Below are 25,950 nucleotides of genomic sequence, written 5' to 3'. Positions count from 1 at the left end.
TGGAGATTTCGTGTGAACATATTTCTGTACTTTAAAAAAGGTAAGGAGCAGGTGTAGGGACTGATCGAAAAGATGTCCCCCTTCGGAGGGGGCTATTGAAAAGCCCGTTATTTAGACAGAAGATGAAGGGGGGAGGACAAAGAAATGCTAACTTTATAGTTATGAAAAACCAGTTTGAAAATCACTATTACAATAAAACACTTCAGCCGTATGCCAATCGTCTTCGAAAGGAAATGACAAAGGCCGAAGCCTGCCTGTGGAAGTATATTTTACGGGCCAGGCAACTAAAGGGGTATTCATTTCATCGACAAAGACCTGTGATGAAATACATAGCTGATTTTATGTGTAAAGAATTGATGTTGATAATAGAAGTTGATGGTATTACACATCATTCGGAAGAAGCCTTAAAAAAAGATGATATCCGTCAAAAAGAGTTGGAGTCTGCTGGTTTTACTGTGTTGAGGTTTGATGACAATCAGATATTGAATAACATTAGCAATGTTCACGCTTTTCTTTCGGATTGGATTGATGAGAAGATAAAATAGCGATGATTGGGCTAAATAGGAACGTCATTCCCCCCTCCGTCCGCCGCGGCGGACACTTCCCCAAAGGAAGGACATGTGAATGCTCACAAAAATGACAAGTCAAAGATGTGTTCACACAATTGCTCCTGGAAGGACCCCAGGCGGGGAAAGGATTTGTCCACCCTCCCCCTTCGGGTACTCCCGCCAGCGGGAGATATATTGTTTCCAAAATGTTATGCATCCTCTGCTGTCCCATTGGTAATTTAAAACCCGGTATGTAAACTGTTTATTTTTTTGAACGGGGATCATAAACGGCAACTGCCACCCTGCTATCGGCACACCCATAGTATAGGAACCATTTGTTTTTATGAAAAGCCATCCCTTCTACAAAAACAGTTCCTGCCGGGTATTGCCCGCTTTTTTCGAACGGTTCTGTAGGCACAAAAAAAGGTTTGTCCAGGCGGCCTACTACTTTTGACGGATCTTTCAAATCAAACAACACCTGGCCTGCCGCGTAGGTATTGGCAGTATAGTTCATATCGCCATCATTACCGCTTTTATTTTTCCCGTTATATAACACTAAAATACCTTTATCGGTCATTATTGCCGGTGGACCGCACTCAGTAAGGTCGCTGTCAAAATAATGCAATCGCGGTTCTACAACGGCTTTCAATTCACCATTCTCATTTAAAGCGGGGATCCAGTTAATCAAATCATCAGATGTAGCAATATTCATAAACTTCTCTCCCCAATACATCATATATTTTCCATTTACTTTTGTAATAACCTGCTTACCGTTCACTATTTTGGTAACAACAGAAGCCGACTTACTTGCCAGGTCTTTAAACCTTCCGCTATATGCCCTGTAAAACACAGGCCCGTGCTTGGTCCATTGGATCAGATCTTTAGATGTGGCGACAGCGAGCCTGGGAACCTTTTTATTCCATTGCGTATAAAACATAACATACAATCCGTCTTCGGTAGCAGCAATACGCGGGTCCTCACATCCGCCCGGCCACTCGAATGCTTTCTGGTTATCATCAGCCGGATAGAAAACCGGCGTTGATCTTCTTTTCATCTTAATGCCATCCGTACTTTCGGCTATTCCCAACCTGGAAGTACGCTCTCCAATCCCTTTGCCAGATCTGTCCTCTGACCTGTAAAGCACATATATCTTACCATTTTTTACTGTGGCTGCAGGATTAAATACATCGTTTGCTTCCCAGGCCACCTGTTTCCCGCTCATAGGATCAGGGAAAACACTTTTTTCATCGGGCGAAAGAACCGGGTTTACATTTACCGGTCTGATAAAAGGTCCGAAAGCCCAATCCGGAAGTTGATGCTGCGCGGCTGTAAATATTGTAACAGGGAGTGAGCCGATTGCAAACAGCAGCTTCAAAATTATTTTCTTCATTTTAAACTTTTATTTAGGGTGTATAAAACTTTTTCTCCGAAAGACCTCACCCCCAACCCCTCTCCAAAGGAGAGGGGAGTAGAAATGCGAAAAAGTTTTATGCAACTTTTATTTATTGTAGGGCTCTACCTTTAAAAAATAGGCTCCGTCCGGCAACAGGCTTTCATCAAATTCAATAGCTATATTTTTCGTTTCGCCTTTTAGTAAAGTGAAATAATTATCATTCATTATTGCCGGCAAAATCCTTTCCCCATCGCTTTTCCGGTATGCCTGTACATGTACGGCAAAGGCTACGGCATTGTTCCCATTTTTAATGGCAGCATTAATTACAGCCTTACCATTTTTACGGGAAAGCTTTGAATACACCAGTTTAAGACTGCTTTTTGGCAGGTTGTTTAAAGCCGTATAATTATTGGCCTTGCTACCCCGCCAGTAAAAATTATCGCTTAACAGGTTACCCTTATCATCAGTTAATTTGAGTTTAATAAAATGCACGGCAGATAAACCTGTTTCAGTTTTTTTACCGCTGTATATTTCCATTTCGTACAAAGAATAACCCCACTGCGTGGCACGCTTTATACCCTGCATCTTTACATATCGAGCCATTACGGGTTTAAAGTTGATCGTTTCCAGGCCGCCCTTGCCTTCGCTTGTACTATACACTTCCTTCCAGTCGGAAAGATTGGTAGCCACCAGTAACTTATACGAGCGGGCATAAGCAGCTTCCCAGTTCAATACTACCGTTGCTACTTCCACAGGCTTACCAAGGTCGATATAGATCCATTCATCATCTTTGCTTTCGCTGGCCCACCGGCTGCCGGTGTTATTATCCGCTATACATAAAGCAGGTTCAAATTCTCCCGGAGAAGAAGAGGCTACCACATCTTTTCTATACGCCAGGTTGTCCATTATGAAATCAATATTGAAAAAACGGGTAGAGCTGTTGGATGTCGCATCCGAAGTTACTTTTTTCGAATATTTCTTTTGTAAGCTGCCGTCCATATTATATATTTCGGCAACAGCAGTAATGTTGTCTGCATTGCCGGCTGTAGTATTAATAACATTGACGGCATTATCTGCCGGGTTCCACTGAATGTGCACAGGCTCACAAGCCTTCTTCACCCCCCAGTAAGCACCGTTCAGATCGTAATAATAATCATAGGTTTGCCATACAAAAGAAGGATAGGCTGATTGGCTCATCCAGGTCATAACCCCGGAAGCATCGTTCCACATGTTATGCTGCCAGCCTTCAAACAGGGCTTTATTAGTTACTATGTTTAGTAACTGTGCTTTACGGCAGAAGTCTTCAATTCCGGTAGCGGTTCCATAATTCTCGCTGATGCTTCTTTCATACCTGTCGGGGCCGCCATTGGCGGCAGATTTACCAAAGAAATGCTTATCCCACATATCGTTGCGCGGCCACCAGTCCTTTTGAGGCATAAATTTTTTGAAGCTTTCAAAAGTGGTAAAAACAGCAGTACCTATCTCCGTTCTGAAGCCCCATCCCCTGTTGCCGCCAAAACCTCCGGGATACTTGGTAAAATACCAGTCGGGGTTAAAATTAGTCCAGGGGCCACTTCCCGTTAAAGCATCACTGTGAGAATTGGGCTGGTACCATCGATCTCCTTTATCAAATGTATTGATGTTTTCGCGCAACCAGCCATTGAGCGGAGGCAGTGGATATCCTTCGTTGTCGCCGCACCAAACAGCAATGCTTGCATGGTTTCGTAACCGCCTGATCTTTTCTACCGCATTCTGGTTAAATGCAAAAACATCGTTGGGAAGGTTAGGATGTGAGTTCAGCCAGAAATCGTCCCAAACCATGATCCCGTATTTATCGCAGGCATCGTAAAACTCCTCGTCCGTTACAGAACCGATCCAGTTGCGGATCATATTCATATTCATTTCTTTGTGCAGCCTGATCTTCAGGTCATACTCCGCTCCCCTGCATCGCAGCATATATTCACTCATTCCCCAGTTCCCTCCTTTTACAAAAACACGCGCTCCGTTTACAGATAAATGAAACACACTTCCCAGCGTATCATACGAATACTCCCTTATGCCGAATTTTATTTCCCTGCTATCTAAGGTACTGCCATCTGCAACGTATTTAATAGTGCAGGTGTACAGGTTGGGATCGCCATAGCCGTTGGGCCACCATAACTTTGGATGATCAATAACCAGTTGTTTGTAAAAAGCCGAATCAAAACAGGCTGAAACCTCTTTTCCTGCAGCTATCTTAAAATTTCGCTGAAGCTCAATATTTCCCGGTTGAATATTAATGATACATTGACCATTGACATCCTTGTTCGTACTGTTTTTCAGATCAGCGCTGATTGAAATAATTCCCTTATCCTTAGAAGGAACTTTTGTTCTGATCCACGGATCAGCTATTGTAACCGCACCGGTTACGGACAGGAATACATCATCGGTAATACCCGACAGCAATCCAGGAACGGAAGGCATCCAGTCCCACCCATCACTGGAAATATAAGTAGGGCTTTGATAGTTGGGAACAGGTAACGGCGGGTACTTCACCAGCACAGCCAAAACGTTCTTTCCTTCACGGTTCAGTATATCGGTTATTTTAAAATTTCCCCGGTTCATAAAGCCGTCCAATTCTCCTAATCTGTATCCGTTCAGAAATATTTCGCCTTTGCGATTTATCCCTTCAAAATTCAACCATACGTTTTCGCCTTCTTTATAAGACGGTGTACTGAAAGTAGTTCTATACCAGAAGTTTTTGTTATATTTCTGTTTATCCACCTTATAAATATTGTCCCCAAAGTTGGGATCCTTTTCTACGCCAGCCTCTACATAGGAAGTAAATACAGCGCCTGGCACAATTGCTTTTACCCAGTTTTCAGCATTATAACTATCATTGTATATTTGAATACTATCTCTGCCAACCTCGTCCTGAGGCTTTAATTTCCATACTACATTTTGATCATTACTATTGAAAGAAATGACCCTTTGCCCGTTCATATCCAGGGCTGCAATACAACTAATAAAAAGCATTATAACTTTTACCATCTTTTGTCCGGTTTGCTTAATAGTCACCTTATAAAAACTTTACCCCAACTGTTTATAGAGGAAAACTTTGTGAAAGGTTACTTAAAAGGTAGTTTAGCTATTCATATTTCAAAATATTTAACCGTGAAATTTTTTTTATTGTGTGTGCTGATCGTTGCTGCGGTTCCGGTAAATGCACAAAAGCTTAATGGCCCCACAAACTATTTTGTAGATGGTTATCATGGAGGAGTGTATGGGCATTATCCTATGTGGGTGACCCAATTTATTGCCGATAATATGGAACAATATAAAGACTGGAGATTAAATCTTGAAATAGAGCCGGAAACATGGGATGTGGTGGCCTTAAAAGACCCGGTTAATTATAAACGTATGAAAAAGCTGATCAATGATTCCACACAAAATGCAGTGGCCGAATATGTAAACCCAACGTATGCACAGAGCTATTTTTTTAACAGTTCGGCTGAAAGTACCATCAGGCAGTTTCAGTATGGTATGGAAAAACTAAAACAACATTTCCCCTTGATACGATTTACTACTTACTCTTCAGAAGAGCCATGTTTTACATCGGCCCTCCCCCAGATCCTGCAATCACTGGGCATTCAATATGCATCGCTAAAAAATCCGAATACCTGCTGGGGCGGATATGTAAAAGCCTATGGCGGCCAATCGCTGAACTGGATCGGGCCGGACGGTTCGTCAATACTAACCGTTCCGAGGTACAGTTCAGAAGCCTTACAAAAAAAATCAACCTGGCAAACAACCGCCTGGAATCATTCCGATCAGTTTCTGAATGCAGCTGCCCAACAAGGCATCGAATACCCTGTGGGAATGTGCCTCCAGGATGCGGGATGGGAAAACGGGCCCTGGCTCAATCATCATCAATCTCCATCTACCGCATATACCACCTGGCGTCATTATTTCAGCCTGATTGCACACAATCAACCTTCTGATAACTGGAGGCTCAGTCAGGAAGATATTCACGTAAGTTTGATGTGGGGGTCGCAAATACTTCAGCGTATATCCCAGCAAGTGCGTACTACAGAGAATAAAATAAAAATAGCGGAAAAACTATCTTCCTTAGCCAGGTTCTACAAAGGGGCACCTTATCCCAAAGCGGAGCTGGACAGCGCATGGAAGAGCCTATTGCTGGCCCAGCACCATGATTGCTGGATAGTACCTTATAATAAATTAAATGGCAAAACATGGGCAGAACATGTACAGGACTGGACGACCCAGGCTAACCTCATTGCTGAGCGCATTATACAACAATCTATTAAAAAATTAACAGGCTCCCCTACTGCAAGTAACGTGAAAACGATAACCGTCTATAATCCAACCTCTTTTAACCGTGAAGAAGTTGTTTCCTTCAGGCTTCCACGTTCATTAACAGGTTCTTTTGCAATGGTGCAGGATGGTAAAAAAATCCCCTATCAATTAGTTAAACAGAACAGCGCTGATTATACAATTCTTTTTAAAGCCGGTGTTCCCGCATTCGGTAGCAGCAATTATTCTCTTATACCTGGTACAATGGGGACTGATAATACTAACCGGGCGTTCATCCGTATTACAAAAGAGGGCAATTATCTTTTGAATACGGATCTTTATCAAATAATTGTAGATGCAAAGCGTGGAAATATCAAGCAGCTGATAGCCAAACAGCTCGGAAATAAAAATTTCATTGCTGCAGGAGAAGAAGATTTTAATACACTCCGTGGTTTTTTTTATAACGAGAATCAATTTGCTTATAGCTTTGAGAAAGCACCAACGATCTCCATACTCGAAAGTGGCCCCATTCAAATCAAGCTCAGGATTGAAGGCGTCATTAATAATAGTCTCTTCAGCCAGGTAATACAGTTACGCCAGGGAGAAAAAAAGATCGATCTGAAACTCAATATTAATTACGAAAAAGAAGTAGGTATTGGAGATGGCTTCAGGCAGCATGGTGCTTACAAAGCAGAAGAACTGCGTAAAGCATTTTATAATGACACCTGCAAGCTGCTGGTCCGTTTCCCCCTAAACCTGAAAGGTCAAAAAGTTTACAAAGATGCCCCCCTGGATGTTACAGAAAGCAAACTCGTCAATACATTTTATAACCAATGGGATGAAATTAAAAATAATGTGCTGTTCAACTGGGTAGATATTACTGACGCAGAAAACCACTATGGCATGGCGTTACTTTCTGACCACGTAACCAGCTATTCACACGGCCGCAGCTTTCCCTTATCATTAACCGTTCAATATACAGGCATCGGGCTTTGGGGAAGAAATTATTTTATCGACGGACCTACAGATATACATTATTCTTTATTACCCCACAGCGGGAACTGGCATAAGGCTCAATTAAATAAGGAAGCCACTGTTTGGAACGAACCTTTAATCGTTAGTGTAAATGAGGGTAATAATATACATGCGCCTTTCATTAAAAAAATGGACCCGGGACTGGAAGTTACTGCCCTGTATTACAAAGACGCTGATTTGTATATAAGAATTACAAATACCGGTTCTATGAAAAATATGCATCGGGTCGAACTTAATTGCAACGCAGAATCCCTGCATTTTATTGAACTCAATGATAAGGTAACCTCTTCTCTCCGCCTTGGTTCTGCAGAAAATATTTTCTTTGATTGCAATATACCTTTATTCGGGTTCAAAACAATTAAGCTGGTGAATGCAACACCCAAAGATTAAGAAAACAATACAACCCGTAAATTCGAGAAGCGGGATCCTTCAATTTTAAAATCAAGCCCGGCCTTACTGAAAAGGCCGTTCCTGCTTTTGAGAGAAGTCCGGTAATATTGCTTCACTTAACTTTTATTGACCCAATCAAAAACGATGGCAGCCAAAAGCCCGCCGATAACGGGGCCTGCAACAGGTACCCAGCTATAGGCCCAGTCGCTGCTTCCTTTTTTACCTATCGGCAAAACTGCATGCATTATACGGGGCCCCAGATCTCTTGCAGGATTAATAGCATAGCCCGTGGCACCGCCCAGGCTCAACCCTACAGCCAGCACTATAAAGGCAACCGGTAAAGCATCCAAAGCACCTAAACTATTTGCCGGTGCAATAATGAACAACACAGCAAAAACTAAAACAAATGTCCCTATAACTTCGGTAAGCAAATTGTAAAATGGTTTGCGAATAGCAGGAGCTGTGCTGAATGTAGCCAGCTTTGCTGCTGTATCATCAGTAGCCATATAATGCTGCCTGTAGGTAAGCACCACAAACAGCGATCCAAGCATGGCCCCCAGTATTTGTCCACCTATATATTGAGGAATAAGACCCGGGTTAATCTTCCCAAGCCATGCCAAAGCCAGTGTAACTGCCGGGTTAAGATGTGCGCCGCTCCCTTTTGACGAAATAAATACGCCTACAAAGACTGCCATGGCCCAGCCAAATGCAATAACGATCCAGCCACTTCCGTTACCTTTGGTTTTACTTAAAACCACATTGGCCACTACACCATTACCTAAAATAATCAGTATAGCCGTTCCTATCAGTTCGCTTGTAAAGATACCCATAAGAAAAATTTAAAATTTAATACGCATTACCCGAAAACCTTCGCAGTTGAGATATGACAAATTCGTTTTAATATTATTATTGCCCGAATTATATACGGCCGATTGCCTCCCTTCTAAGCCGGTACCTTATTATTTACCCGGAGCAGGAAAACACAAGGAATGAGAAGTGCAGCATCCGCTATCAGAAAAGATTCTAAAAAACTTAAGGTTAAACATCATTTCCGCCTTGTCAATCTGCCCAACTTTTAAACCTGTTAACTCTCTTTACTCTGCCCAGGACTGTGCCGCCTTTACAGCGCGCTTCCATTCTCTTTGGAAGGACGCTCTTACATCATCTTTCATATAGGGCTCAAACATTTTTTCCTTTTCCCAGTATGCCTGTACCTCATTAATATTTTGCCAGAAACCTACCGCCAGACCTGCAAGGTATGCCGCACCCAGAGCTGTGGTTTCTGTAACAGTTGGCCGTACCACACCGGCATTTAAGATATTGGCCTGAAATTGCATCAGGTAATCGTTAATAGTGGCTCCGCCGTCTACACGTACTTCTTTAATGGTGATGCCGGCATCTGCTTCCATTGCTTTTAATACGTCCATAACCTGATAGGCAATGCTTTCTACTGCGGCACGGGCAATATGCCCGTCGCTCGATCCCCTGGTTAAGCCTACAATGATCCCGCGCGCATGCTGGTTCCAGTAAGGAGCACCAAGCCCTGTAAACGCAGGTACCATGTACACGCCTCCATTATCCTTCTCTGTCGCTGTTAAAGCTTCCACATCACCCGATTTTTGAATGAGTTTTAATCCATCTCGCAGCCATTGTACTACAGCGCCGGCTATAAATACGCTTCCTTCCAGGGCATAATGCACTTCATCATTTATTTTCCATGCAATAGTAGTCAGCAAATTATTTTGAGAAGCCACAGGCTGAGTGCCGGTGTTCATCAGCATAAAACACCCTGTACCATAAGTATTTTTTACCATACCTGGTTGCGTGCACATTTGTCCGAATAATGCAGCCTGCTGATCTCCGGCAATACCACATACAGGGATTTCAGCTGAAGTAAGCAGATGCTGTGTATGTCCATATATTTCGCTGCTGGAACGCACTTCGGGTAACATGGCTTTGGGTATATTCATCAATTGAAGTAAATCGTCATCCCAATTGAGCGTATGAATATTAAAGAGCATGGTTCGGCTGGCATTACTTACGTCAGTTACATGTACCTTGCCGTTGGTAAGCTTCCACAACAGCCAGGTATCAACCGTTCCAAAACAAAGCGCTCCATTCTCTGCTTTAGCACGTGCGCCTGCCACGTTATCCAATATCCAACAGATCTTCGTTCCTGAAAAGTAGGCATCGGTAACAAGGCCTGTTTTTTCTTTGATAATATCCGCTGAACCATCTTTCTTAAGCTGATCGCAATAATCGCTGGTGCGCCGGTCCTGCCATACTATTGCATTATAAACAGGTTGAGAGGTGTTTCTATCCCAAACCACAGTGGTTTCACGCTGGTTGGTTATGCCAATAGCAGCAATGTCCGATGCAGTAATACCTGCTTTTACAACGGCTTCAGCCGCTACACCAATCTGGGTACTCCATATCTCATTGGCATCATGCTCTACCCAGCCAGACATGGGGAAAATCTGTTTAAACTCTTTTTGAGCAACAGCAATAATATTTCCTTTTTTGTCGAAGACAATGGCACGCGAGCTGGTAGTACCTGCATCAAATGAAAGAATGTATTTTGACATAGCAAATCGATTATTATAAGCTTAAATAATACTTGTTGTAATTTATAGTTAACTCTTCAACACTGCAAAAAAATTTTTAATGTGCGATAAGGTTGAAACTTTTATTGATACGTTGGTTAAAAATTGGAGCATTCAAACCCCATCAGGTTCTATTAATCCAGCGTTCCTAACTCATAGATACTGTGAGCGCTTTAGGCCGGGTCATCATTTCGGTGTACACATTACCAAACCGGTCGGTTACTTTTATTAAAACAGATGAAGTAGGGCCCGAAGCCCTGGTTTGAAACAGGTGCCCCGATGTGGCAGTACAGAAATCGGCTGTGGGTATTGCCCCGGCATTAAGGCGCAGCGCCTCGTAAGAAATAATATGTAAAGGGTCTTTCACTTTTACGCGCATCACAGGCAACGGTGTGGTTCCGTTCTCAAAGAGCTCTACTTTCCAGCGCTTATCATAACCCCACACATTTACCAGGATCTCGTTACCGGTATTTTTTGTAGCATAAGGGGTCGCATAATCCGCCAAAAGCGCATCCGTGGTATTAGGGGCATAGTTGGCTGCCGTTATATGCACCTCATTCAGATCATAAGCTCTGAACTGGTAGTTTTCATTGTATCCGATCGATTTATATAACCACTGATAATCCGTATCGTTGAATTTCCAGATAGCATATCCTCCGGGAGCCCCGTCTTTGCAGATCTGGTTTCCGGCATAACCATTTTTACCGGTCCACCACCATGTGGCGCAAACAGCACCGGAGTTATGCTCCATCAGCGCGGAGGAATTCTCGTAGGCATAGCAAATATGGGTATGCCCGGTCAATACATGTACATTACTAAATCCTGAGAAGCAGTTAATTAAATCTGCAGCATTGGTCAGGTTCAGCGATGCAGTCTCCGAAACCGAGGGATTGCTGTTAAGATGAATGTGCATGGCAAGAATGACCGGAGTGGTTTTATCGGTAACGGTAGCGAGATCTTTTTTTAACCAGGTAATCTGGTCCCCGGCAATGGTTTTATTGTAATTCCGCTGTCCGGGCTTTCCTTCAGCGCCTCCCGTATTTATATACTCAATATTATCTAAAACAATATAGTGCACTTTGCCGAGGTTGAATGAGTAATAGGTAGGTCCCAGCGAGGCCCTGAAATCGGCCTCTGCAGGCCAATCAGCAGCTACATAAGGATCGTTGTCATGGTTGCCCATTGTATGAAATACCGGTATATCAATATGCCTCATTACCGACAGGTACTGTGTAAAGCTATATTTATTTGTGTACCAGTAGGCATCCCATGTCATATCGCCCAGCGTAAGCCCGTAAACTTTATACCCCTCCTGCCGGTACCGGGCTATGGTTTCCTTTGCGTCGGGCAAAAAGCCGTTTTGAAACTGGGCAACATCATTATTACGGTTTGCCAGATGCATATCGCCCAGGGCTAACACCACATGTTTATTATTATTTGTTTTTGTTAATGCAAAGTTCATTGTTTCTACTACGGGTGCCGCTGCCTTAAATGCCTGGTAAAAAACAGGAAGTATGGTATTGCCGGTACTTACCTCATAACCGCCCGGAACAGATATAAAAACAAAACTTTTTGTTTTTGCCGATGGCAGGTAATATACGCCGTTAGCATCGGTTAAGGTTACCTCCAGCCCGTCTGACACCACCACACCGGGCACGCCAGCGCCATTGCATTGAACCCTGCCTTTAACCGTCATGCCTGGCACATCTGGCAGGTAATTGCTTTCAGTTCCGGTGTGTTCGGGTTCTCCACCGAAGAGGTTGTTTTTTTTGCACCCAAAGGCAACAAAACCCGCGCTGGCCAGCGTGGTCGAAAGAAGAAACTTACGCCTCGAAATTTGTCCGCGAACTTTTATCGTTTTCTTTTTCATAATTCAAATCTGCATTGCTATTTTCAAAATAATGCACAGCGAACATTCCTGTAACGGTATGCCCCGGTATCAATAGCTCTTATAAATGGCAAAATCATCTAACCCCAAACGACCGTTAGATATGGTATTATCACTGGCTCCCAGTCCTAATTTATTAATACGGAACCTTACGGGCCCCTGGATATCCATCAAAAAAACAGCCTGCTTTGCTGTAAGACTTACTGATGTAGGATGAGCGTCTGAAATATCATTTCCTACCTGTCGCCAGTTTGCCCCCTGATCAGTAGAATACTCCAGCCGGAAAGTACAGGACCTGTCGGTATAGTATGAGCCATACCAAACTGTTACTTTTGAGGCTCCATCGGGCACATCAAAATTCATTTGGAGATATGCCGACGTTGAAAGGTTTTGCTGGAAGCGTATGGCCTGTACTCCTGATACAATACGGTCCCTGCCTGCTGTATTGCCCTGAATAGATTGCAGCATGTACCAAACCCCTGTAGGCATTGTAAGAAGGTTTTGTGTAGCCGCCACATTATAGCTCACTTTTCCCTGGTAGGGTTCTTCAAATGTTTCCGGCCAGCCGGTATACAGTTTGCCGGAAGGGTACATCATATCACCGTATGATTGGAGGCGAAGCGACAGCTTATTATTTCTTTGCAGTAATACCCCCTGAAATGAAGCGCTCGGCGCTATTTTTTCATTAGCAAATCCGGCATTCTCCTCTGTATAAACCTCTATGGTTTTCCCTTCGCCATCCAATAATTTTTTGGCGCCTTTAAGGGGCTCATCAGTTACAGGATCGGGGTTCACATTTGCAGTAATGCTTATTAAAGTGCTTTCATATGCGTCAGGATCTTTTTCAATGGTTCCTATAGATACCGGGCGATGCATTTTAGCGATACGAACGCCTGGTATTTTGGTTATCCTGTTACCCGACACATTATTTATTTCCAGTCCATATTCTTTGCGTTCCATTTGAGCGCTGCTTACATCAATACGTACAGAATCGCCGAACTGGTATTCTGCCGGGTCGGGAACTGCAATCAAGAGCCCTCTTACCTTGTTTCGCCAAACATTTTCGATAGCAATATACCCGGCAGGAAAATTTTTATTTTCTGCTTTTGAAATAACCACACCGGCTATCACATGCGCTCCGGCAAGATTTTCAGTCGACAAAGTGACCGGCTGTCCTTTAAAAACTTTTCGCGTCGCATAAATGGAAGCCTCTTCATTCACTGTACCGATCGCATTATTGAGATCTTTCTTAAAACAGGAGGAGAGCAAAAATATCAGCAGGATTGAAAACACTATATTATCATATTTCCGTTTCATACGTAAATCTTTTATATGATGACTAAAATTTTCATCACGCAATGGAATCGCGATTCTCATTGTATTGATTTTATTTTTATACTTTTCAATACGATTATTGTTTTTGCCACCATACTTTTTCGTTGATGGTATTACCTCCCATGGCGGCAACGGCTTTGTCAAAATTTTCCCGGTTCCGTATCTGAACCCCCAATGGATAGATCATCCTCGATGGCATCTGTCCTTTATTCAGCAGGCCGGGACCAACATACAGGTCCAGCGCACCGGTGCGCCGGTATTCATACCATTGCTGAAAATCGGTAAACATCATGGAAAAATATTTTTGCAGATGGATACGTTTCAATTTATCTGTATCTGTTGCAGCGCTATCAATAGAGGCCAGCGGAGTTTTGAAATAGGTAGTGGTATCAATGGTTTTACCCCACAACTCAATGGATGCCTTTACGCCATTCTGATAATATGGCCGGTACGGCTTTGAAGTATACCCTTTTAATGCTGCCTCTGCCAAAATAAACTGCAGCTCTGCATAGTTCATAATATTGCCCAGCAGGGGTTGTGTTTTTAACGCCAGCTGCAGTGTTGACTGACGATCCGGTACATTACCCTGCGCGTATCCGCTTTGCATACCTCCATATACTCCCAGCGATGCTTCTGTAGCCCAAACCGGTAAACGGGGATCTTTTAGCGCAACCAGGTTATTGATAAAAAATTCAGAATAGCCTTTATCTCCGTTAAAATCAAAATCGCGCGCATTAGTAAAGGGCGACTGGAACGGAACAGAGCCGGTAAACCGTAAAATAGCAGAGCTGTTATTGTCTACCATTAACGGGTATTTAGACGGCTGCTCATCCACTATTTTGCGAATGCGCGCCACAGCATCGATATCTGTTTTATGCGACACCCGTAACAGCAGGCGCAGGTAAAGTGAATTGCCAAACCGGCGCCATTGGTCTGCCTTTCCGCCAAAGACAGGATCGGTATAGGCAAATTCTGTGGGTATGTCTGCTGCCGAGCCCGAAGCAGGAATTAATAGCGTATCGGCGCCTTCCAGCTTATTAAAAATATTTTCATAAATATCTTTCTGGCTGTCAAACACCGGCCTTGTATTTTCTTCATAGAAACCAAGATTGGATTCGGAATAAGGCACATCGCCATACATATCTGTCAAAAGCGAGCCTACCCATGCATCTAGTATGAGTGAAATACCCATATAGGTTTTATAATTGAGCTGCAGGGTGCGTTCCGCATTCCGGTAAATGTCCCGTATATTGGTTAATTGCTGGTACCATGCATTCCATTGTGCATCTGCCTCGGAAGGTCTTACATCATAACGGTGAAACTCACGGCTTTCCGAAGTGGTAACGGTTACCTGCATCAACTCGTTATTAATACGGAAATTACGGTTCAAATTACTGGTTACCAGGTTCATTAATGTGGGAGCCAGCAGGCTTTGCGGGGTTGCCGCAGTAGCGCCGTTGGGATCCGTATTCATGTCTACATATTTCCTGGTACAGCCTACAGAAAATACCAGCGCTGTAACAGCAAGTAAAACCATGGATCTGAAAGATATATTTTTTCTCATAGTCTTCTTATTAGAAATTAACGGATAAATTAAAGCCCAGGGTACGCAGTGACGGGAACTGGGCGACTTCTGCTCCCTTTTGAATACCATCGCCGGTCAGCGATCCGAATTCAGGGTCAAACGCCGGCCAGTTGGTCAATACAAACAGGTCGCGCCCATATAAACCAAGCAATAATTTTTGTACTCTTATTTTTTGTACCATCCTGGCAGGCAGGGCATACTCTATTCTTACCTCTCTGAGTTTTATAAAGTCAGTTGAAAAAGTGTTGGACTCCAGGTTATCTCTCGTAAAGTGCGCCCCATAATAAGACGCGGCATCTACCACTATCTTATTAGGAGTGTAATTGCCATTACCGTTGTCTACCACGCCGTCTCCGATAATGCCATTATAACGGCCGGGAATTGTTTTTTTCAATTTTCCCTCTTCTATCAATACAGCATGGGTAAGCGAATAGCCTACACCACCCCACTGCCCGTCAAACAAAAAATTAAAGCGAAAATTCTTATACCCGAACTCATTGCCCCAGCCTATTTTTAAAGGAGCCGTGGCATTACCAAGATACATTAATTCGCCCGACAGGCGGGGCAACCCGTTATTATAAACGATCTGGCCGTCGGGGCTGCGTACATATCCATAACCGTACATGCCTGTGAACTCGTGCCCTACCTTTGCCAGGATAGCACCCCGTGAACCAAAAACAGTTGTGATCAGCTTTTCGCTGTCATCATTAGATAGCTCAATAACTTTACTCTCGTTATAGCCCAGGTTACCGAATGTGCGCCAGTTCAGCTTATCCTTCCTGTTCAGGATCTTAGCCTCCAGGTTCAGCTCAATACCTTTATTCTGCAGATTGCCCGCGTTTACAATTCGTGAGCTATATCCCGAGGAGGGATCCAGTTGCTCGGCAAGTATCTGGTTGTAAGTATTATTCTTATAAACCGTCAGGTCTATCAAATAACGTCCTTTAAACAGCCTTAGATCAGTTCCCAGTTCATAAGATATTGTTTTCTCCGGCTTTAAACCCAGGTTAGGAATCGTTGCAGGGTTTACCACTCCAGCCGTGTAATCAGCAAGCGTTGTATAAGTATATGCCGTACGGTAAGGTCTGTCGCCGCCGCCGCCAACGCCGGAAAGAGAGGCCCTCAATTTCCAAAAACTGATATCCTTTGTCAACTTAAATGCATCACTGATAATAAAGCTCGTGTTCAAAGACGGATAAAAGAATGGCTTCAGATCATTCTTGTAAGGAGAAGCCAGGGTACTGGCCCAGTCCACACGCATACTTCCATCTAAGAAGAGGAAGTTTTTAAACGATCCGTTAATCAAAGAATAAAGGCTTCCAACACCTACGTTGCTTCTGTACCTTGCAGGAATTACTTTGTCCCCGGCATTTCCAAAATTAAATACCCCGGGGTACATCAGCTTTTCCGTATAGGCGCCGTCTTTAACATATTTATTTTCCATGAGAGCGCCTCCAATATTTGCACCGAAGTTGAAGCGCCTGCTTTTTTTGGTGGTATATTGCACCAGAAAGTCCGTATTACTTTCCTGGGTATAAATATTTGTTTCGCCATAGAAGCCATTAGCATACCTGTAGGTATCAAAAGGACGCTCCTGTTTTCGCTGGTCATATTGAAAATCGATGCCGGTGCGTATCATTAAGCTTAATTGCTCAGAAAAAGCATAGTTGGCCTGTATAGTTCCAACGAAGTTGTTTTTATTCTGGCTGTTGATAATTTCATAAGCCTGAAAGTAGGGGTTGTCCAGCAAATTGGAAAAAGGCGTGGTTTGCTCAATGTTCTCCTTTCCGGGGCGCCAGTATTCTTTAAACCAGTCTATATTCATGCTCGGAGTAATCCCTCTCATAAAATACATAATAGTCTGGTTGTTGTAGCCGGTGTTCGGCAGGTTATCGCTTTTCCTGTTATTATAGTTAATATTAGTGGAAACAGAAAGCTTGTCGGTTATATTATGTTTTAATGCCAGCGCGATGTTGTTTCTTGTATAGCCCGTATTGGGCACAATCCATTTATTGGTTGCGTTTGTGTAGGAAAGCCTTACATTGGTGGTTTTATTGCCTCCTGAAAGAGTAAGGCTGTTCGTAAGGGTGGTAGAAGGGCGGAAAAAATCTTTCCGGTTATTTTTATACGGTTGCCACAGAGTTCTTTCAGGAGGCTTTACACGGTAATATGCGGGATCATTCGGATTGTACTGGTAGTACATCTGCCCGTCGAACTTAGGACCCCATGCCGAACTGCTGCTGAATGTGCTGGGGCCGTCCTCGCTTTGCCCGTAGGAGTAATACAGGTCTTCTCCGGCAGCGCCCTGGCCGTATTCATACTGGTAATCCGGCCAGCGATTGATAAGCCCTATGGATGTATTGGAATTAAAAGTAATACCGATGCCACGATTATTCGCCTTTCCCATCTTTGTAGTAATAATAATAGCCCCGTGTGCTCCCCTGGAGCCATACAATGCCGAAGCGCCTGCCCCGGTAAGCACTGATACGCTTTCAATATCGTTGGGGTTGATATCTGCCAGGCCAGAGCCAAAATCTACCGGGGAGTCGCCGCTTTGGTAATTGCTGTTGCCCGTTCCCGTCATTTTCCCTGAAGAGCCACTCACAATAACACCATCCACTACTACCAGGGCCGAGTTGTTATCGGTAAGCGAGGTTTCTCCTCTTAATATGATCTGGTTGGAACCTGCAGGGCCCCCACCGGACTTGATAAGGTTTAAGCCCGGAACTTTTCCTGTGAGGGCATCCGTCCAGTTATTAGACAACGCATCTGTAAGCTCTTCACCCGAAACCGTTTTCATGGCATAACCCAGCGCTTTTTCCTGACGCTTAATTCCGAGCGCCGTTACAACCACTTCGTCTTCCTGCTGCCCAATGCTTTCAAGCGCCACGTTTATTTCGGAAAGCTCTGCTGTTGCTTTATCCACGGTTTTATAACCAACAGCAGAAAAAGTAAGCACGTCTCCGGGATTTACAGGGATGGAATACCTGCCATCCACACTGGTAGCGGTACCGCGGGAAGTATTCTGTATAATGACGGTAGCATTAGACAGAGGCTCTTTTGTTTCCTGCGAGGTAACAGTACCGGTTACCGTTCTTTGTTGCGCCTGAACAAAAGCAGGAGCAAGTAGCAGCAGGCAAAAAAACAGAAAGCTCGCCGGGCCATATCTTTTGATGGTTTTTCGCAGCATTTTATTTTGTTTTTTAATTTTGGAGAATGAAATAGACATCTTATACCAGCTATACTGATTATTTTAAATTTGTAGTTATCAAACAGGCCATGCGATTACCCGTTTCCCCGCATAACACCGCAAACATATTGCTCAGCAATCAGGCAAGCAACCCTCTGTACATTTGTTAACCGAAACATAATACAGTCCTCTTTTTATATATTGTTACTGTAATGATGGTCTTCCGGTAGTTTCAAAAATGTTTGCCTTTTTATCGTTTTATAATTGTGCTACAAATACGCCATCGTATTATTGTTCTATGTATGCGCACAATAATACCTCCCGTAAAGTTTTTTATGAGCGCTGACTGCTGTAACATGCGGCGTTAAACCCTGAAAAAACGATTCATTGATTTTGTAGTTAAATAAGTCTAATAATAAAATCCAGTAACTGATCCCTCCTTAAAAGCCTGCCACCTTACAAAGTTTACAGCCGGTATTTTTCTGCAATCTTATTAAACGCTGTTACCTGCTCTTCTGCCCAGGATTTTTCCTTATCAAGCAAAATGGCCATTAACTCCGCCACTTCCGGGGCCATACGCATGCTTTCTTCAGCATCTAAAAATAAAGCCCTGGTTCTCCGGGCAAGGAAATCTTCAACAGTTCGGGCCATTTCATGCCGCACCGCCCAATCTAACTGCGCCCGGTATATGCGCAGGCGTTCACTTAACCAGTCATTTTTACCCGCCAGCTTTCCCCTGATTCCTTCAGCGTCGCTTCCATAGAAATAAAGCGGATCCATCCAGTCAACATTTTGCTGGTAACCATGAATTTTAAATGATTTTGATACGGATATTGTACGTGACCAGTTCAGCTCTTTCTCTATATAATCCACCATATCCTCGCCCATCTTTCGGAAAGTGGTCCATTTACCTCCAATAACCGTAAAAAGGTAAGAGCCGGAATGCAATATTTTATGGCTTCTTGATATTTCTTTGGTCTTTTGAGATCCTTCCTGCGGAGCCGCCAGCGGCCTCAATCCTACATAAATGCTTTTTACCTCTTTCCGGGCAAGCTTTTTTGTAAGATATTGAGAGGCAGTATTCAAAATAAAATTCACCTCTTCTTCTAAAGCCCTGGGTTCGAGCGACGGCTCACCCACCAGGGTATCTGTAGTGCCTACCACCACTTCCTGGTGCCAGGGCACCGCAAATAATACCCTTCCATCACTGGTTTTCGGGATCATTAATGCATGTTCGGAACTATACAATGCTTTATCAAAAACCAGGTGAATGCCCTGGCTGGCTACCACACTGTTGCGGGCACCCGGATCATCCATCTTTAGTATGCCGTCCACAAAAACGCCCGTAGCATTTACTACTGCTTTGGCATGTACTAAAAACCTGTCGCCGCATTCCTCATCCTGTACTGTAGCGCCGCTGACCTTTCCGGCGGCGTCTTTTAAAAGCGATACCACTTTTATATAATTGACCGCATATCCACCCTGTTCTATTATTGTCTGTACCAGGTTAATGGCTAACCGCGAATCGTCAAACTGCCCGTCATGATATTTCACCCCTCCCTTCAGTCCCTTTGTTACAATCCCGGGAAGTGCCCGGGTGGTTTGCTCTTTGGAAATAAGCAGGGAAGGCCCTAAAGACAGCCGGCCTGCAATCCAGTCATACATTTTTAAACCAATACCATATTTGATCTTATCCAGCCAATTATATACAGGTATTACAAAAGTTTGATTTTTCACCAAATGCGGGGCATTTCTCCGCAGCAGGCCTCTTTCCTTACTTGCCTCACGCACCAGGGCCACATCGCCCTGCGCAAGATAACGTACTCCGCCATGCACCAATTTGGTACTGCGGCTGGATGTGCCTTTTGCAAAATCCGATTGCTCCACTAACAGTACCTTATACCCTCTTGTAACAGCATCCAGCGCTATTCCCAGGCCGGTAGCGCCGCCTCCGATAACCAGGATATCCCATATAAAATTTTCATCCCTCAATTTTCCGGTTAATATGCCTCTGCCAATACTCATCATAAAATATTACAAAACGAAATTAAAGGAAATATTATGAAACATAAAAAAATAAATATGAAACATAACGAAAAAAAATAAAAGCATGAAAATTGCGCTGGTATTTTCCAGGCAACCGGTCTGAATCTAACAGCGAGGTAAGGTATTTTATTATATTTGCAACAGAAACAAATTACAGGCATGAGCATATCGACAGACAGGCATCAGCATATTTTGCATAAACTGGAAAAAGAAGGAAGCGTTACGGTTAATAATCTTTGTCAGGAACTCTCGGTATCAACAGTAACTATACGAAAGGATCTGAAACTTTTAGAAGAAAAAAAGCTTTTGTACAGAACTCATGGCGGCGCCACCGCCAGTAATCCTTATATTGCAGACAGGCCTGTTAACGAAAAACTACTTATTCAGGCTACAGAAAAACAGGCCATTGGCCACTATGCGGCCACTTTAATAGAAAGAAATGATTGTATCCTGATCGCATCGGGAACTACAGTACAATACCTGGCAAAAAACATCGTATCAGAAGGAAACCTAACTGTGGTTACCGCAGCATTAAACGTTGCAGCCGAGCTTACCAGGCATAGCGAAATAGAAATTATACAACTGGGCGGTATTGTAAGAAAAACCTCTGCATCAGTAACCGGGGTTTATGCTGAAAGCATTTTAAAGGATTTTTCATTCACGAAGCTGTTCCTGGGCGTGGACGGCATTGATCTTGATTTTGGCCTCACTACTTCTAATATGATGGAAGCCCAGCTTAACCGGCAAATGATATTGTCAGCTCAAAAAACTATTGTTCTGGCCGACTCCGCCAAATTCGGGAAACGGGGTTTTGGAAAGATATGCGATTTTGACGAGATTGACCAGATCATCACAGACAGCAATGTTTCTCCACACATTGTGGATATGCTGACGCAAAAAGGCATACAGGTGATCACTTTAAACGCCGCTTAATGCCAGCTTTATCTCCGGTACTCAACGAATAATAATAAGTTCGATGTTCCCCGATTTTTGGAATTTGACGGAATATGACATCGAGCTCAAAGATTAAATTCTGCAATAACGCTCATGCTAAAAGATTGCACCAATCAAAAGATATAACTTCTCAGAAAATTGATAACCTTGGCCAGTTCTCAACTGTAAAAGTTAATATTTGATCCTACAGTAAAGAATGATTTTAAAATTTTCAAAGCTTAGGATTAAAAAATTAAGCAGTCGGTTCGATTTCATTGAGCATTTTTTGTTTTGTCAAGTTGAGGGAATCAGCAAAAATTTGCATCGCGTTTTGCTGCCGCTGTGTGGACGCTCTTCGTTGTAATAAGCAATTCAATGATCCGGATCTGCCCGAAGCGACTCCATATCCTCGTAAATGGCAGCAAATTGAACGCAATTACAAAAGATAAAATCAGACATCCTGAATATTGTTGTCAGTGAAATGGAGCGCATCAAGAATGACCCGAACTTGCAGCATATGGTGCAACAGGAATAAAAAAGGTGCTATTTAGACTGCCTCTCAAAGTTTAGACAAATTTAGTTATTAGATTTGTTATTATAATGTGTAATGAGTTCGATATTACATCGGGCTATCCGGCGAATATCATTTGCTGTTTTCAGGAATCCGAACGCTTTTTCAATCTTACACCAATCCTCTCTCCACCGCCATTTTTACCAGGGTAGCTACATTTTTTGCCCCGAATTTTGCCAATAAGCTTTTCCGGTGCGTATTGGCCGTTGGCAGACTGATGAAAAGTTTTTCTGCAATTTCGGGATTGGTAAGCCCGTTGCATATCAGACCCAGTATCTCCTTTTCACGTTTGGTAATCACAGGCTCTTCCGTACTGCTATATTTCAGTGATTGGGCGGCTTCCATACAGAGGTACTCACCACCGGCAATTACCGTTTCGATAGCTTCAAGTATCTCTTCTCTTGAAGCATTTTTTAGCAGATAACCAGACGCTCCGTTGCCAAGCATAGTGCGAATAATGGACTGCTGGTCGTAAGTGCTTAATCCAAGCACTCTTACCTCAGGGTACTTTTCTTTTACCAGCTTGCAGAGCGCCGTACCTTTTTGGTCAGGCAGATTGATGTCCATCAGCAGCACATCAGGTCGCTGTGTTTCCAGAAAAGCAAGGCAAGCTTCCCCGTTCATGGCATGTCCCATCCAGTGTATCTCATTTTCATGCTGCAATAGTGAGCGGATGCCTTCTATGACCATATAATGGTCGTCCGTAATGAAAACTTTTTTGGTCATGACAGCGGTATTTCAATTAAAACGGAGGTGCCCTTTCCGGGTGCGGTGTTGATGTCTATTCTTCCTTTCAGCAGCTCCACCCGGTTACGGATGCTTTTCCAACCTATACCGTCCGATTGTGCCAGTGTTGCCAAATCAAAACCTTTACCGTTGTCCTCCACGGTAAGCTGCAAAAGACCATCCTCTTTTGATACGTGAGCCTGTACCAGCAGGCTTGTGGCGGCTGCGTGTTTGAGTGCATTATTCGCCAGTTCCTGCACCACTCTGTAAGCCGTTACGGAAAGATTTTGGTCAAAAGAAACCGTATCCATATCAATCGGCTGGTAATTGGCCTTTAGCGTTCTGTTACGGCTCAGTTCTATGCAAAACTCTTTCAATGCAGTGTCCAGCCCAAATTGCATCAAAATTTCGGGCATCATATTATGAGCTACACGGCGCATTTCTTTAATGCTTCCATCAAGTAGCTCAATACCCCGTGAAAATGCAAGTGCATTTTCGGGTGTCATAATTAAGTTTTCCTTCATATTAGTAAAAGAATGTTTAATACCGCTCAGCATACCGCCCAAGCCATCGTGCAGGTCTTTGGCCAGACGGGTACGTTCCTGCTCTTCACCTTTAAGCACCGCTTCCGCAGCGGCAAGCTGTTTTTCAATTTCAAGTTCCGAAATGCGCTGCAGTTGCAGTTTTTGACGATGCTTATAATTGTGGTACGAGAGTAAAAAAATCATTATTAGGGCTACAGTACCACCTATCAAAATCAGATTGAGTGTGTTTTTTTGTCGGATGGAAAGCTGTTGGATCTTTTTTTCGTCCTGCAATATTCTAATCTCGTTATCTTTTTCCTGTACTTTAAAACGAGCCTCCATCATGGCAATTTTGTCTTTTGTTTCTGCTGATGAAATACTATCTGAAAGATTCATTTTAAGTACCAGGTATTCATTCGCCATTTTATAATCACCTTTTTTACTATACCATTCGGCTCCGTTTGAATAGCCAAACAATTGTGCAAATTTCATCTGGTAAACAGCCCCTTTTTCAAGTAATGTATCTATATAAGGCTTCGCCTCATTTAAGCGTCCGGTTTCCATTAATGCTTTGCACAAAGGATCAAGAATAGATAAATACTGATATTGATCGTCGCTTGCCTTAGCATAGTCCATTGCTTTTTTAAAACTGGCAATTGCACCATCATAGTTTTTTTGGCTTCGCAATAGATATCCTTTGTTTTGATAGAATAAAAACCATGTAAATGATCCATCCACTTCTTTTACCAAAGTCTCAATTTGATTAAGCTCTTGTTTCACTTCAACAAACTTCCCCATATTGATGAGTTTCACGATATAATTTAAGCGTCTTTTAGTAATAGCACTTTTGCTGCCATACTTTTCTGCAGAAGCAATTGCTTTTTTGTCATATTCAATTGCTTTTTGAGGCTGTAGCATTTTTTCATATACCGATGCGATTCCACTGTAAACACCAGAAAGCATTTCGGGTTGGTAACGTTCCAATAACATAGCTGCTTTGGTAAAGTGAGAAAGCGATTGTGCATAATCTTCCATTTTCAGATAATCTCCGCCCACGTTATGATGAAGATAAGCCTGCTTAATAAGTGTTTTTTCCCCCGTATCAGCTTTTAATAATGTAAAAGCCGAATCAGCATAACGCATGGCATACTCAAGATTTCCTCTGTCTGAGTAGTATAATTGAGCCGTAAGATATCCCGATTGCAAACCTTTTTTAAAATGCAGTTCCTTACTAAGCGCAATCATTTCGTTGAGATAAGGGAGCAGTAAACTGGTGTTTTCATTAGCAGACGCCACCACGTAATTCATTATTTTGTCAATGCGTACAGTATCGCGTTTTGCATGTCTATTGATTTCATCAAGCAAACTATCCAATTTCTTTGTCTGGGCAAAGCTGACAGAAGGTAAAAACAAAAGTAATGATACTATTGATCTTATAGACAATCGGATTATTGCATTTGAGTTTTCTTTAAGCATACTATTCGTAAAATTTCCTATGCTAAAGATAGCAGTATATTCTGCTATATGCCTATCGTCCAAAAGGATGATTTTTCATTTTTGACATAAAATCATCCTTTCGAACGATTGACTTGCAGTAATCAAAGGTTCAAATTTGTTCTGTAAATCTTAAACAAATAAAAATCATTAAAAATAAATCGTTATGAAAAGTTCTATATCTGTATTTGCCATACTGCTTATGGTCTTCTTTGTTTCTTCATGCAGAAAAGAGGACGATATTACACCTCCCGACACATCGCCTGTGGCACTGTCTCTTTCCTCGTCCACGGTTCATTACAACGATCAGCTGACCATTAACGGAAAAAATTTTTCGGCTAGTGCTGCCGATAATACCGTTACCATCAACGGTGTGGCAGCCGATGTGCATACGGCATCCGCCACACAATTGGTAGTGTATGTGCCGGCAGTGGGCAATACGAGTGGCGAAATAGTCATTACAACAGGTGGAACATCTATTTCGGGCGGTACGGTTACTTATGTGCCGGATGTATTTGTAGGCGGAATGTTATATGATGGTGTTAATGAAAATTATATATCAAAATATTGGGTAAACGGTACGGAAACACAGGTAAGCGAGAATTATAGTGTAATACGCTCCATTTTTGTGGAGAATAAGAATGTTTATCTCTGCGGCGAAAATGACGGGGTCGCTCAATATTGGAAAAATGGCATGCCCGCTTCAATGGGCTCCGGACAGGCCTACAATATTTTTGTGGCAAACAATGATGTGTATGTTGCCGGTGGTGGCTTTTTTCCCGTGTACTGGAAAAATGGAACCAGAACAGAGCTTGCGAACTCTTTCGGTGCAGCAGCATCCATCTTTACTAAGGGAAATGATATTTATGTCGCAGGAAATCTTAATGGACGAGCCTATTATTGGAAAAATGGCACACCGGTAAGGCTGAGCAATCTGCCATCTTACGGCAATTCTATTACTGTGGCAGGTAGTGACATCTATGTAACGGGGCATGAGCAGGAAGCCTCTTCCGGAAAATACAAAGCTACCATCTGGAAAAATGGAAATGCCTTAACGATAAGCGATGAGTATTCTGTTCCTTATACTATTGAAGTAAAGGGGAACGATGTCTATGTAGCCGGATTTACGCAGGCAGGCGGACAAAAAACGCTTACCTATTGGAAAAACGGCAATGCAGTTCCGCTTGCTTCTCTCGGTGCCGCCGAACTTGTCAATATCGGCATAAAAGTATTTGGCAATGATGTATATGTAGCGGCATTCGAGTATGCAGGAAACAAAAAAACAGCTAAATACTGGAAGAACGGCACAGCGGTTACTTTATCCAACAACGCTAATAACATAGAAGCTACCTGCATTTTTATTCGGTAGCGACCAATCATCGAAAATATGTTTAAT

At 43.0% G+C, this 25,950-nt stretch carries 15 protein-coding genes; 4 read left to right on the top strand and 11 right to left on the bottom strand.

Going from position 1 to position 25,950, the window contains the following annotated elements:
* The first annotated feature begins 161 nt into the window (after positions 1–161).
* Positions 162–545, top strand: a complete 384-nt coding sequence (locus tag ACYVBM_RS20280; protein WP_460687525.1) for an endonuclease domain-containing protein — start codon at positions 162–164, stop codon at positions 543–545.
* A gap of 265 nt (positions 546–810) precedes the next feature.
* Here the strand turns inward: ACYVBM_RS20280 and ACYVBM_RS20275 are convergent, their stop codons facing one another.
* Both ACYVBM_RS20275 and ACYVBM_RS20270 read right to left on the bottom strand, forming a co-directional pair.
* On the bottom strand, positions 811–1,938 hold the full coding sequence (locus ACYVBM_RS20275; RefSeq protein ID WP_460687524.1) for a glycoside hydrolase family 130 protein: 1,128 nt from the start codon (positions 1,936–1,938) through the stop codon (positions 811–813).
* Positions 1,939–2,046: 108 nt separating this feature from the next.
* Positions 2,047–4,971: a discoidin domain-containing protein gene (locus ACYVBM_RS20270; protein WP_460687523.1), complete on the bottom strand. Its 2,925-nt coding sequence runs from the start codon at positions 4,969–4,971 to the stop codon at positions 2,047–2,049.
* A 123-nt stretch (positions 4,972–5,094) separates the two neighbouring features.
* Between ACYVBM_RS20270 and ACYVBM_RS20265 the strand changes: the two genes are divergently transcribed.
* Complete coding sequence (locus ACYVBM_RS20265; protein WP_460687522.1) at positions 5,095–7,659, top strand: glycoside hydrolase family 38 C-terminal domain-containing protein; 2,565 nt, start codon at positions 5,095–5,097, stop codon at positions 7,657–7,659.
* Between the two features lie 116 nt (positions 7,660–7,775).
* Here the strand turns inward: ACYVBM_RS20265 and ACYVBM_RS20260 are convergent, their stop codons facing one another.
* From ACYVBM_RS20260 to ACYVBM_RS20230, 7 genes are all read right to left on the bottom strand, one after another.
* Positions 7,776–8,489 carry an MIP/aquaporin family protein gene (locus ACYVBM_RS20260; protein WP_460687521.1) on the bottom strand — a complete coding sequence of 238 codons (714 nt, stop codon included), beginning with the start codon at positions 8,487–8,489 and terminating at the stop codon, positions 7,776–7,778.
* Positions 8,490–8,753: 264 nt separating this feature from the next.
* A complete protein-coding gene (gene glpK, locus ACYVBM_RS20255) occupies positions 8,754–10,244 on the bottom strand; it encodes a glycerol kinase GlpK (protein ID WP_460687520.1) in 1,491 nt (496 codons plus the stop codon).
* 166 nt (positions 10,245–10,410) lie between these two features.
* Positions 10,411–12,132 (bottom strand): calcineurin-like phosphoesterase C-terminal domain-containing protein, encoded by a 1,722-nt coding sequence (locus ACYVBM_RS20250; RefSeq protein ID WP_460687519.1) that lies wholly within the window; start codon positions 12,130–12,132, stop codon positions 10,411–10,413.
* A gap of 69 nt (positions 12,133–12,201) precedes the next feature.
* A complete protein-coding gene (locus tag ACYVBM_RS20245; RefSeq protein ID WP_460687518.1) occupies positions 12,202–13,527 on the bottom strand; it encodes a DUF5689 domain-containing protein in 1,326 nt (441 codons plus the stop codon).
* 34 nt (positions 13,528–13,561) lie between these two features.
* A complete protein-coding gene (locus ACYVBM_RS20240) occupies positions 13,562–15,049 on the bottom strand; it encodes a SusD/RagB family nutrient-binding outer membrane lipoprotein (protein WP_460687517.1) in 1,488 nt (495 codons plus the stop codon).
* A gap of 10 nt (positions 15,050–15,059) precedes the next feature.
* Positions 15,060–18,260 (bottom strand): SusC/RagA family TonB-linked outer membrane protein, encoded by a 3,201-nt coding sequence (locus tag ACYVBM_RS20235; protein WP_460687516.1) that lies wholly within the window; start codon positions 18,258–18,260, stop codon positions 15,060–15,062.
* Positions 18,261–18,725: 465 nt separating this feature from the next.
* Entirely contained in the window at positions 18,726–20,288 is a 1,563-nt protein-coding gene (locus ACYVBM_RS20230; protein WP_460687515.1) for a glycerol-3-phosphate dehydrogenase/oxidase, read from the bottom strand.
* A gap of 177 nt (positions 20,289–20,465) precedes the next feature.
* Between ACYVBM_RS20230 and ACYVBM_RS20225 the strand changes: the two genes are divergently transcribed.
* Complete coding sequence (locus ACYVBM_RS20225) at positions 20,466–21,239, top strand: DeoR/GlpR family DNA-binding transcription regulator (RefSeq protein WP_460687514.1); 774 nt, start codon at positions 20,466–20,468, stop codon at positions 21,237–21,239.
* A gap of 682 nt (positions 21,240–21,921) precedes the next feature.
* Here ACYVBM_RS20225 and ACYVBM_RS20220 read toward each other — a convergent pair.
* Complete coding sequence (locus ACYVBM_RS20220) at positions 21,922–22,536, bottom strand: response regulator (RefSeq protein WP_460687513.1); 615 nt, start codon at positions 22,534–22,536, stop codon at positions 21,922–21,924.
* Positions 22,533–24,599 carry a tetratricopeptide repeat-containing sensor histidine kinase gene (locus ACYVBM_RS20215; protein ID WP_460687512.1) on the bottom strand — a complete coding sequence of 689 codons (2,067 nt, stop codon included), beginning with the start codon at positions 24,597–24,599 and terminating at the stop codon, positions 22,533–22,535. The genes ACYVBM_RS20220 and ACYVBM_RS20215 overlap by 4 nt, the downstream gene beginning before the upstream one ends.
* 121 nt (positions 24,600–24,720) lie before the next feature.
* On the opposite strand from ACYVBM_RS20215, the gene ACYVBM_RS20210 reads away from it, so the two are divergent.
* Entirely contained in the window at positions 24,721–25,923 is a 1,203-nt protein-coding gene (locus ACYVBM_RS20210; protein ID WP_460687511.1) for an IPT/TIG domain-containing protein, read from the top strand.
* The last annotated feature ends 27 nt before the right edge of the window (positions 25,924–25,950 follow it).

The organism is Niabella aquatica (assembly GCF_054779315.1).
Note: the sequence above shows the minus strand (reverse complement) of the source record. Positions and strands in the feature narration are given on the sequence as shown.